This window comes from Neobacillus vireti, from assembly GCF_036962465.1.
GTDB classification, from domain to species: domain Bacteria; phylum Bacillota; class Bacilli; order Bacillales; family Cytobacillaceae; genus Neobacillus; species Neobacillus vireti_B.
The window spans coordinates 20,179-31,330 of record NZ_JBALNF010000084.1 but is presented as its reverse complement, the minus strand read 5'-3'; the positions used below and the strand labels follow the sequence as shown (position 1 = coordinate 31,330).

The window sequence follows — 11,152 nt, the reverse complement described above, 5'->3', positions numbered from 1 at the left end:
AATTTACGTAAGAACCATACCCTTTAACACAGCCTAACAAAAAAAAAGCGATCTCTTCGCAGAGATCACCCTTAATCTGTCGCTAATTTCATCGCAAATTGGTAAATAAGTTGAAATGGAACCCCATGTTTCCTTGCTGCCTTTGCTACATCCTCATATTCAGGAGCCTGGTGAAGCATTTTTTTATCTCTGAATGCCTGCTTTACCTTGATGTGTCCATACGGAGTTTCCACCTCAATAAATCTTCGTTCAAGAATATCACGGCTCCACATACTTCTTCGTACTCCAAGGGTAGAAGTTTCCTCCAACAAAACCTTCTCACAATCATCGGCTAATTCCAAGGAAACTAATACGGTAACAAGGGTGCCAGGCCGATTTTTCTTCATGAAGACCGGCGTATAAAATACATCAAGTGCCCCTACCGCTAAGAGTCGTTCCAATGTATAACCAAGTCCTTCCCCCGTCATGTCATCAAGTTGGGCTTCGATAACATAAATAGATTCCCGATGTTGTTTGGGCTCATCCTTGTTTTGTATAAGATCGGAGGGAGAAAGGAGTAAGGCCCTGAGTACATTCGGATGGTCAAAGTCTTTTTCGCCAGCTCCATAACCAATCTGTTCCACCGTATGTCCGCCGATTGGCATGAACTTTTTGACGAGTGCTCTTAATATCCCTGCCCCTGTTGGTGTGGTCAGTTCACCATTAACGTTTAATTCTGCGAGAGGTATCCCTTTTAGCAATTCCATTGTAGCGGGAGCGGGAATTGGATAAAGTCCATTAGCCATCCTCTTTTTCCCATAACCAGTTGGTACTGGGGAGGCATAAATATCTGTGATTTCGAGGCTTTCTAGCGCCAAGCATACCCCAATGATATCTAGGATAGAATCCATTTCCCCCACCCCATGGAAATGAACCTCCTTAGAATCAATTCTTCCCTGTATCTTTCCTTCAGCTATAGCCACTTCTTGAAAGATGGCCATACTGCGTTCTTTTACTCGTTTGGGGAGATTACTTTCCTCAATCAACGCCAAAATCTCTCTCGCACTCCGATGTCCATGAAGATGTGTATGGCCATGATGGAGTCCATAATCGTGGTCACTATGTAGGTGGTTTTCATTATCCCTTGGTAGAAAATGGACTTTCATTTTTTTTGCCGCTATACCGCATTTATTGACAGTATGTACTACCATTTCAAAGCGATCTATCGGTAATTTTCTCAACTGTTCTACTATATAGGAGAGATCTGCTCCTAGATCGATCAGAGCAGCCAATGTCATGTCCCCTGCAATTCCGGAGATACAATCAAGATAGAGGTTTTTCAATTTTTTAGTTCCTCCAAATATAATATTTTAATACCCGTTAGTAGGATTTCATTAGCTGCATAACTATTAACATGGAGAAAGAAATCCCAACCAAACACATTACCCACAACCAGGCTAAACTCATATCCCCTGCATCCATTGCTACATAGATGGCGGTTGAAACAGTTTGGGTTTTCCCTGGGATGTTACCTGCAAACATTAAAGTTGCTCCAAACTCGCCTAATGCTCTTGCAAAACTTAGAATGGTACCAGAAATAATTGCTTTTAGTGCTAGAGGAATGGAAATGGTCAGAAATAATTGCAGTTCATTCGCCCCATCTACTCGGGCTGCATTCTCGATATCTTCATCTATGGCTTCAAATCCCGCTTTGGCAGATTGATACATTAAGGGAAATGCTACAACTGTCGAAGCAATCACAGCAGCCCACCAAGTAAACATAACAGGCTGCCTAAAGATCCCTTCAATTACTTGTCCAATAACACTATTTCTTCCAAATAATACAATTAACAAGAAACCCACAACAGAAGGCGGTAAGACTAATGGTAGAAGGAATACCGTCTCCAGAACAGCTTTCCCTTTGAATTTCGTCTTAGCCATCAGCTTTGCAAAAAACAACCCTAAGATTAATACCCAAACGCCAGAGACAGCGGCTACTTCAATGGAAAGTTTGACTGGTGACCAAAAATCCGTTGCCATCGTATGATTAATCTAATCCTTTAAAGCCATAGTCTATAAATGACTCCAAAGATTTTTTAGTTTGCAGATAATCATAAAATAATTGTGCCTCTTTTGGATGGGTACTGCTCTTAATTACACCAACAGAATAAACAATCGGTGAATGGGTCTTTTCATTTGCCGTTGCTGCAATCTTAACTTTTTTTGAACTCAAAGCATCAGTTTTATAAACAACGCCTGCATCAACATTTTGACTTTCTACATACGTAAGCACTTGACGAACATCCTTAGCATATACTACTTTTCCTTTTACTCGATTCCAAACATTTAAATCTTCTAATGTTTCCTTTGCATATTGTCCTGCTGGGACAGCCTCCGGAGTTCCAATCGATAGTTTATCTGATTTAATGATATCTTCAAAGGAATGAATTCCCTTATTGGAATGATTTGGAACCACTAAGACAAGTTCATTTCCGAGTAAGTCTTTGCCTTTTGTTTTTTCAATCAATCCTTCTTTGACCAACTGATCAAATTTATCCTCCGCGGCGGAGAAGAAGAGATCCACAGGCGCTCCCTGTGAAATTTGTTGTTGAAGTGCCCCTGACGCCCCAAAGTTATAATTTACAATCACATTGGGATGTGACTTCTCGAAATCTGTCTTGATGCCATTTAGGACATCTTGGAGACTAGCGGCGGCTGAAACCGTTAATTCTACTTTCTGAACCGCAGCGGTTTGTTTCTTTTCTTCCGGTATATTAGCTTGTTCTTTAGATGAACATCCAACAAGTACCAGTATAAGCAAGCTCATCGTCAACAAGAACGGATATAGCTTTTTCAATCCTCTCTCCCCTTTAAACTAAATATAATCAATTATAACTCATTATAATTAGTAATAAATACAATGAATAATATAATACTCTATTGTTCTATTTTAGCCATTTGGTCAGCTGCATCTTATGGTGGGAAAACAAGTTAACTATTTCACAAAAACAAAAACACACGATATTCCGTCTTGACGTTTAATATCGTATGTTTAATTCATTAATTAAAGGACAAGCAAATATTGAATTTGACTAGGCGATAGTGGTGTTATAGCGATAATGTGGTAGCCGATACTTAGCAGCTGCGATAATGTTTCTGCACAATTTTGCCGCGGCGGTTCAATGGGGGCATGAAAACTTTTATACAGATGAATAAACTGATTATCCATTGTACAGTGTAGCAAAACAACATGTTTCCCCGTCCACGCTTGACCAATTATTGGTTGAGGTGGTATTTCCCTACTGTATCTCATTTTATTACATCCTCACTCATTGATATTCTTAGATTATGTGAAGAATAAGTCCATTGTTCGCTTAGGAATGTCTATTTGACCAATATATTGGAACATATTGTTCATTAAAATAAAGAGCTTTCTATATTAGTATAAAAATATATATATTTTATCTATATAGAGGAGGTTTTTATGTTTAAGAAACTATTTTCAACTATGGTCTCCTTCACCCTTATTCTTTCAGGAGTTCTTATATTTTCTATAGATCCAGAGGAAACGAAAGCATCTGAATACAATAATTTGGCTGAGCGGCCATTTATGGGTTGGAGCAGCTGGAGCTCCATCCGTAAAAAACCAACAGAAAAAAACATTAAAGCGGCAGCAGATATTATTGCAGAAAAATTTAAGACACACGGTTATAAATATGTGAACCTTGATGATTATTATCAGCTTGATTGGACTTCTAATGTGGACAAATATGGCAGGTGGGTAGTAGACCCTAAAAAATTCCCTAATGGTATGAAAGCGGTTGGGGATTATATTCACAAAAAAGGATTAAAGTTCGGGTTGTACGTCACTCTTGGCATACCGAAAGGGGCGTTGGATCAAAACACGCCGATCGAAGGAACACCCTACCATGCAAAAGATATTGTCGACCTTAGTAAAGGTCAAAAGGTAAGTTTTAATTTCGATAATATGTATGCGATTAATTATTCGAAGCCAGGGGCACAAGAGTACATTGATTCGTGGGCTAAACTATTTGCATCTTATGGGGTGGATTACCTTAAAATTGATGGTGTCCGAAACGAGGATATCCCAGATATCGAGGCATGGGCAAAAGCATTGAAGAAGACAGGAAGACCCATTCATCTTGAGTTATCCAATAACCTTGATATCGATAATATATCCACCTGGCAGCAATTATCTAATGGCTGGCGGACGGACCATGATGTCGAAAGTTATGGAAAACCAACACTTACCGATTGGGAGCATGTTTTTAGAAGATTTAATCATGCGGCAAAATGGCAGCCCCATGCTCAACCAGGCGGCTGGAATGACTTTGACTCTCTGAATGTGGCAAACGGCAGTAAGGATGGTTTAACAGCTGATGAAAAACGATCCTATGTATCACTATGGGCCATTGCTGCCTCACATTTTGTGATTGGCAGTGATTTAACGAAACTAGATAATTATGGAATTAGCCTTCTAACGAATGACGAAGTGATTGGGGTTAACCAAAGTGGAGTTGCTGGGAAACGCTTAACCAAAACACCTGCCTCTCAAGTTTTTTATCAAGCATTGCCGGATGGTTCGTACAACATTGGTCTTTTTAATACAGGTTTATCACCACAAAAAGTTCGCGTCAATTGGAGAGATTTAGGGTTTAACGGTTCAGCAATGGTACATGATTTGTGGAGCCATGAAGATCTAGGTAGTAAGGAACCTGGGTTCATCGCTACTCTTGCTAGCCATGCATCTCAAATGATTCATGTGGTCCCTGCTTCTACCCTTACCGTCTCCCCGAAAAGTGGTCAAACCGAGGTGTTCCCTTCAAAAGTAACGTTAAGCTGGAGTGCGAAATCCGGAGTTGACAGCTATCATGTTCAGGTAGCGGAAGATCCCGAAATGAAAAATATTCTTTTCGACCAAACGGTTTCTTCTGCTTTTTTAACAATTAATAACCTTGAATATGATACTCGATATTATTGGAAAGTGTCATATGGTAAGAGTGAAAGCGAAAAACGAAAAGGAATTTATTCCTTTCATACCAAAAGGACAACAGCTCCAACTGCACCAGATTGGGTATTGGCAGATAAGAATAATAATGAAACTGTTACACTTACCTGGAATCCAACTGCTGGAGCAGCATCCTACACGGTTTACCGTAAAAAGGTAAATATCCTAGGATTTAACCGCTACAAACCAATTGCAACAAATCTAACCACTCCAAACTATAAAGAATCTGCTATACATGATGGCAGCTATTCATATGTCGTAACAGCAAAGAATGACATAGGTGAAAGCGAACAATCGATCTCAGTACAAACGGACAAACACCAAGCAACCATTCAGTTGGTCTTTCTATTAATCGGATTTTTGATAATGGTTTCTGGTGTAATTTTAATTAGGGTTACAAGAGACAAATCCAAAGCAAACTCGGTTGAAGGTCAGTTTGATAAAATCGCATAATAATATTCGAAAAGAGGGTCTGCCATAGTCACTTCGCCTTTTGGTAGACCCTCTTTTTGCAGGCAATTTTTACTATTTGAGATTTTTAACATTTTTTCTCGATTGTTTAATCCTGTAATCTAGGTTTGGCTGGATCACAGTTTGGTGGATCCAGACTAGCCGATTCTGCCAATTTCATTAAATAATAACATTCTTCACGAAACATATGATCCGCCATTAATGGTGCGAAGGTACCCAAGGCCTGCTTAGTTAATTCAAGTTCTTCAAGTTCTGCTAAAAAGTTTTGAAATAACTTTATTTCTAACTGGCTGTCTACATTCATTTTTGATAAGGCTGGAAACGTAGTCAATCCTGTCCTTAGATATCCGGCCAATTCAACAGCTTTAAGATAAAAGCCTTCAAAATCCTTCATAAATAATTGACTTTTTTCTTTTAATTTCTTTTCAACACCATCCAAATTAGAGGAAATCGCCTCAGAATGCCCTGCCGCATCCAATAACCATAATAGGTGATGGTGCAGCTCGTGGTAGACAGGCGGTAATTGACCAGCCTTAAGGTGAGTTAATATTCTTACATACTCCTCTAATTCATTTACCATATGATTGAGAAAGGTCGGGGTAAGGTGAATTTTAATTTTACCTACCAGATGTTGACTAATTAATTCTAATTTAAATTCCCGCAGATTTAAAACCGCTGACTCAGCATCAGTAGTTAATGACAGTAAATCAGCAGATCTTGCACGATCCAGAAGAGTATCGAAGACTTGAATAAAAGTGGAAGCTTTTTTAATTTCCTCTTCTTGAACTGGTGCAAGGGCCTCATAAATAAACCGAGAATGATCACCTAAAATTTGCAGCCAAAAACGGTGTTCAAAACGTGCTGTCCGATCAAAGACCTCATTCATACTTATTCCTCCTCTATATCCCCCCGCTAATTTTAGATTTTATTCTCTTCATTAACATTTTATTAAGAAAAAAGGTTGGAATCGCCAGTCCTTTTTTTAGTGCAGAACAATCAGAAACTACCTTATATAAAGGGACAGTAAAATTCCCCAGTTAATTTAGTGTGTATTTAATGGAAAAAAATAAGAGCCCTTTATAGTGGCCCTAAACAAATGATTTATAAGTAGCTTTTTGTTTTAGTAGTCTTAATTTCTGGTTCTTAGTTAAGATTCTCCATAATCTTGCTTTGAATACCATAATATACCTCTCCTCTCAGGGATCATGTATTTTCATGTCATTTTATAACCTAAAGCATAGATAGAAGTGGCTGTGTATCTATTGTAGCAAACATATTTTGTAAAAGAAATTTCAAAAAGTCGACTGTATATAACTGAAAATTACAAAATCCACGTTAAATTTCCTCTTCGAAACGAAGGTTTAGAAGGTTATTCGTAGAAATTTCGCTAGTCTTGTCGAAATATGAATTAAAAATTTTGAATAAATATGTCAATACTGTGAACTATTAAAAGAAACGATTAATCAAAGAATTTATACAATTTCTTTTTCAAGAATATTGATTTTTTTAAAAATAAATTATATTATAAGACTCGTTGATTTTCTTTTCGACAAATTTTGCACTACTCTCATTGTTTATATTTTCACAATATTTTAACAAGGAATGAAAAGAAGGGAAGTTTTTATGGAGATTTTCAGGAAAAAGTCCATAGAGGATTTACTTAACCAAGCTGAAAAAAAAGAAGGGTCCTTAAAAAAAGAGCTTGGAGCCTTTGATTTAGCCATGCTTGGAATAGGAGCGATTGTCGGAACTGGAATTTTTGTTCTAACAGGTGTGGCAGCAGCCGAACATGCAGGCCCTGCCTTAATTCTATCGTTTATTTTATCAGGACTAGTATGTATATTTGCTGCACTATGTTATGCAGAATTCGCATCAACAGTTCCCGTATCTGGGAGTGCTTACACTTACAGCTACGCAACATTCGGAGAATTCATAGCTTGGATTTTGGGATGGGATTTAATTCTCGAATACGGGTTTGCCAGTGCCTCGGTGGCCAGTGGCTGGTCCGGCTATTTCCAAGGGCTGATTGCAGGATTTGGCATTCACATTCCAAAGGCGATCTCTAGTGCATTTAATCCGGCGAACGGTACCTATGTGGATGTGCCAGCTATTTTAATTACGTTTATAATTACCTTCTTATTAACAAGAGGCGTTAAACATTCGGCACGTTTTAATGCCACCATGGTCATTATTAAATTAGCAGTAGTTGTCATTTTCCTAGCTGTTGGCGCATGGTATGTGAAACCAGATAATTGGACACCTTTTATGCCATTTGGCTTTTCAGGAGTCGCATCAGGTGCCGCGACAGCGTTCTATGCGTATATTGGGTTTGATGCGGTTTCTACTGCGGCTGAGGAAGTGAAAAACCCGCAGCGGAATATGCCCATCGGGATCATCGCCTCCTTAATCGTTTGCACCCTTTTATACGTAGCCGTTTCCGCTGTATTAACGGGGATTGTTCCTTATCAATTACTAGATGTAAAAAATCCTGTTTCATTTGCTTTAAACTATATTCACCAAGATTGGGCTGCAGGCCTCATTTCCCTTGGCGCTATCGCTGGGATTACCACTGTTTTAACCGTGATGGTTTATGGACAAACTCGTTTATTTTATGCCATCAGCCGTGATGGTTTGCTTCCTAAAGTATTTTCCAAAGTTGATCAGAAAAAACAAATTCCAGTGGTGAATTCATGGATTACCTGTCTGCTTGTTTCTGTTTTTTCCGGTTTGATTCCGCTTGGAAAGCTGGCAGAATTAACGAATATTGGCACTTTATTTGCATTTATGTCTGTTTCAATTGGAATTTTATATCTGCGCAAGACACAAGGAGCACCAAAACGAGGCTTCCGAGTACCGCTCGTTCCGTGGATCCCGTTAATTGCTTTTTTATCATGTGGATACCTAGTTCTTCAGCTCCCTGGTATAACCTGGATTAGCTTTTTGGTTTGGCTATTCATAGGCTTAATCATTTATTTCAGTTATGGAAGAAAGCATTCCAAGTTAAATAATCGAACAGCATAAACCCGAACTTGTAGAGACCTTCTGTAAATATTTTTTACAGAAGGTCTTTTTATTAAAGAACCTTGCGTTTTCCATTGTATTATAAGATATAATGCTTATATAAAGTAATTCTAACTTAATTGGGCCGCTATACTAAAAGAGGTGTTAAGAAGTGATCACTGCTGATCAAATGCTAGTAAAAAAAATCAATCAAAAGCTAATACTAAATGAAATTGTTGCTAATTCCCCTATCTCACGGGCAAAGCTATCAGAAACAACAGGTTTAAATAAATCGACTGTTTCATCGCAAGTGACTACCTTGATTGAAAAAAATCTAATTTTCGAAATTGGACAAGGACAATCAAGCGGCGGAAGAAAACCTGTTATGCTGGTTTTTAACAAAAATGCTGGTTATTCTATTGGTATTGATATTGGTGTCGATTATCTCAATTGCATACTAACAGACTTAAAAGGAAATATTGTTCTTGAAGATTACCAGCAGTTAGAAGGTCCGTCATCCGAGGATATTCAGGATGTTCTTTTTTTAAAAATTAAAAACTTATTAGCACAGATGCCGGAATCTCCATATGGGCTTATCGGGATTGGCTTATGTGTGCCAGGACTCGTAACGACAGAGCAAAAAGTTATTTTCACTCCTAACTTAGACTGGAATTATCAGCTAGACTTAAAACCTTTAATCGAACAGGAATTTAACGTACCTGTCTTTTTAGAGAATGAAGCAAACGCCGGGGCTTACGGTGAAAAAGAGTTTGGAGCTGCGAAAAATTACGAAAACCTAGTTTACGTAAGCGTTCATACCGGTATAGGAGTCGGCATTATTATTGATAATGAGCTTTATCGCGGGGTCCGAGGTTTCGCTGGAGAAATGGGCCATTTAACGATTGACATGAATGGGCTCAAATGCAGTTGTGGAAATCGGGGCTGCTGGGAGCTATATGCTTCCGAGAAAGCTTTATTGAAATCATTAACGAAAAATCAACAAGAGAAACTATCTAATAAGGATATCATTAATCTCGCTGACCAAAATAACCCAGACATTCTTACGGCACTTCAAAAGTTTGGTTTTTACTTAGGGATTGGATTAACGAGCATACTAAATACCTTTAATCCCCAAGCCGTTATCATCCGAAACAATATTGTCGAAGCCCTGCCAATGGTATTAAACTCAATCAAAAATTCGGTGGCATCAAGAACCTACCAACAGCTTGAAAATAGTTACGAACTATTAACATCATCCTTAGGTAAAAACGCCCCAGCTTTAGGAGCAAGCTCCATAGCGATTGAGAACTTTTTAGAAATGTTTACTGCCTAATCGTTCGCATAAAAACGCAAAGTATAAATTTCTATTTTGCGTTTTTATGATTCTACTTTGATACCACAAAACAAAACTCCACTTTTTTACTCATTCAATTTCGAAAATAGTCCAAACTAAATAGGAATTGATTACTCATCATTACTACATAGAGCAATAATGAAATAAATTAATAAATGCGAAGAAGGTGTCATCATGTCATGGTTGATATTTGCGATTTTATCTGCAGTTTCCGCAGCATTAGTTTCTATTTTCGGGAAAATCGGCTTACAAAATATTGATGCTAATACGGCCACCGCAATTCGTTCCATCATCATGGCACTCTTTTTAATCGGGGTTGTTAGTGTTCAGGGAAATTTGGGCAAAATCCCGGAGATAATCGGGCAAAGAAAAGCATTGCTATTTATCGTCTTAAGTGGTTTAGCCGGTGCCACTTCTTGGTTGTTTTACTTTCTAGCCCTAAAAACAGGTAAAGTCTCACAGGTTGGGCCTATTGATAAACTAAGTGTCGTCATTGCGACCATTTTAGCGATTATCTTTTTTGGGGAAAAGCTTAGTCTTGTAAATGGAATTGGCGTTGCCTTAATCGCTATTGGGGTCATTTTAACGGCACTGCAATAAATTAAACTCTAAATAAATAAGCAAGTAGTTGAGAAAGACCTTACATATATAAATTTTATAAAAAAACCACTAGTTTGTGGTTTTATTTTTTTGTCTATTTATTATGGGCTTTTGCCGTCTCATTAGACAAGTTAGGTAAATATCATGTCAGAAAGGTCATGTAATCTTGACTATTTGAATCAACATTCAGAAGAATTTGAGGAGGATTTATACATGGAGCTGCTCACTTGTATTCATCAACAATTAGGAAAATTAACAAATCCTACACTTAAGGAGTTAGGATCTGCCTTACAAGGGATTCCAAATATTTATGAATTAGTCCAACCCTTTATTACCGACCCAGACCAGTTTTCCTATGGGAGAAATGTAATTTATTTAAATGACCAATTAGAAGTGATTGTAATAAATCTCCCTCCACATGTAGAAACGGCCATCCATGATCATGGTAAATCGATTGGTTGCGCAATAGTTATCGAAGGCAAGCTACTTAATTCCATATACCGGAACAATGAGAATCAAACTGAACGAGCTGCTGCCTCTTTTGTTCAAAAAGGGGATTGTCTTTTCGCGCCTCAAGGGTTAATCCATAAAATGAGTAATCTTCAGGACGAACGAATGATTTCACTCCATGTCTACTCCCCTCCACTTCTTAATATGTCAAATTATCAAGAACAAACAGCAAGCGATATCTTACCTGATGTTGTATGAAAGTTGTCATA

General features: G+C 38.1%; 10 protein-coding genes. 5 read left to right on the top strand and 5 right to left on the bottom strand.

The window, feature by feature from the left end:
• Positions 1 to 71: 71 nt before the first annotated feature.
• The 4 genes from larC to V7077_RS26560 all read right to left on the bottom strand — a co-directional run bounded on the left by larC (position 72) and on the right by V7077_RS26560 (position 3,292).
• Positions 72 to 1,322, bottom strand: coding sequence for a nickel pincer cofactor biosynthesis protein LarC (larC, locus tag V7077_RS26575; RefSeq protein ID WP_335507567.1), 1,251 nt, complete (start codon positions 1,320 to 1,322; stop codon positions 72 to 74).
• 37 nt (positions 1,323 to 1,359) lie between these two features.
• The gene (modB, locus tag V7077_RS26570) at positions 1,360 to 2,019 is read right to left on the bottom strand and encodes a molybdate ABC transporter permease subunit (protein ID WP_335507565.1); all 660 of its coding nucleotides are present in this window, start codon (positions 2,017 to 2,019) and stop codon (positions 1,360 to 1,362) included.
• Between the two features lie 7 nt (positions 2,020 to 2,026).
• Positions 2,027 to 2,836 carry a molybdate ABC transporter substrate-binding protein gene (gene modA / locus V7077_RS26565; protein WP_335507563.1) on the bottom strand — a complete coding sequence of 270 codons (810 nt, stop codon included), beginning with the start codon at positions 2,834 to 2,836 and terminating at the stop codon, positions 2,027 to 2,029.
• Positions 2,837 to 3,043: 207 nt separating this feature from the next.
• Positions 3,044 to 3,292, bottom strand: a complete 249-nt coding sequence (locus V7077_RS26560; RefSeq protein ID WP_335507562.1) for a hypothetical protein — start codon at positions 3,290 to 3,292, stop codon at positions 3,044 to 3,046.
• Between the two features lie 171 nt (positions 3,293 to 3,463).
• Between V7077_RS26560 and V7077_RS26555 the strand changes: the two genes are divergently transcribed.
• On the top strand, positions 3,464 to 5,461 hold the full coding sequence (locus V7077_RS26555; protein WP_335507560.1) for an alpha-galactosidase: 1,998 nt from the start codon (positions 3,464 to 3,466) through the stop codon (positions 5,459 to 5,461).
• A gap of 106 nt (positions 5,462 to 5,567) precedes the next feature.
• On the opposite strand, the gene V7077_RS26550 is transcribed toward V7077_RS26555, so the two are convergent.
• A complete protein-coding gene (locus V7077_RS26550; RefSeq protein ID WP_335507558.1) occupies positions 5,568 to 6,365 on the bottom strand; it encodes a DUF2935 domain-containing protein in 798 nt (265 codons plus the stop codon).
• A gap of 737 nt (positions 6,366 to 7,102) precedes the next feature.
• Between V7077_RS26550 and V7077_RS26545 the strand changes: the two genes are divergently transcribed.
• The 4 genes from V7077_RS26545 (at position 7,103) to V7077_RS26530 (ending at position 11,141) form a co-directional block, all read left to right on the top strand.
• Positions 7,103 to 8,500, top strand: coding sequence for an amino acid permease (locus V7077_RS26545; protein WP_335507556.1), 1,398 nt, complete (start codon positions 7,103 to 7,105; stop codon positions 8,498 to 8,500).
• Between the two features lie 169 nt (positions 8,501 to 8,669).
• The gene (locus V7077_RS26540; RefSeq protein ID WP_420489712.1) at positions 8,670 to 9,812 is read left to right on the top strand and encodes an ROK family protein; all 1,143 of its coding nucleotides are present in this window, start codon (positions 8,670 to 8,672) and stop codon (positions 9,810 to 9,812) included.
• 192 nt (positions 9,813 to 10,004) lie between these two features.
• Positions 10,005 to 10,433, top strand: coding sequence for an EamA family transporter (locus V7077_RS26535; protein ID WP_335507572.1), 429 nt, complete (start codon positions 10,005 to 10,007; stop codon positions 10,431 to 10,433).
• A 213-nt stretch (positions 10,434 to 10,646) separates the two neighbouring features.
• Entirely contained in the window at positions 10,647 to 11,141 is a 495-nt protein-coding gene (locus V7077_RS26530; RefSeq protein ID WP_335507552.1) for a cysteine dioxygenase, read from the top strand.
• Positions 11,142 to 11,152 lie beyond the last annotated feature (11 nt).

What these genes read in the sequence shown, in the direction of transcription:
- modB (WP_335507565.1), bottom strand. Translation starts at nt 2,019, where the DNA reads ATGGCAACGGATTTTTGGTCACCAGTCAAACTTTCCATTGAAGTAGCC.
- V7077_RS26560 (WP_335507562.1), bottom strand. Translation starts at nt 3,292, where the DNA reads ATGAGATACAGTAGGGAAATACCACCTCAACCAATAATTGGTCAAGCG.
- V7077_RS26555 (WP_335507560.1), top strand. Translation starts at nt 3,464, where the DNA reads ATGTTTAAGAAACTATTTTCAACTATGGTCTCCTTCACCCTTATTCTT.
- V7077_RS26550 (WP_335507558.1), bottom strand. Translation starts at nt 6,365, where the DNA reads ATGAATGAGGTCTTTGATCGGACAGCACGTTTTGAACACCGTTTTTGG.
- V7077_RS26545 (WP_335507556.1), top strand. Translation starts at nt 7,103, where the DNA reads ATGGAGATTTTCAGGAAAAAGTCCATAGAGGATTTACTTAACCAAGCT.
- V7077_RS26540 (WP_420489712.1), top strand. Translation starts at nt 8,670, where the DNA reads ATGCTAGTAAAAAAAATCAATCAAAAGCTAATACTAAATGAAATTGTT.
- V7077_RS26530 (WP_335507552.1), top strand. Translation starts at nt 10,647, where the DNA reads ATGGAGCTGCTCACTTGTATTCATCAACAATTAGGAAAATTAACAAAT.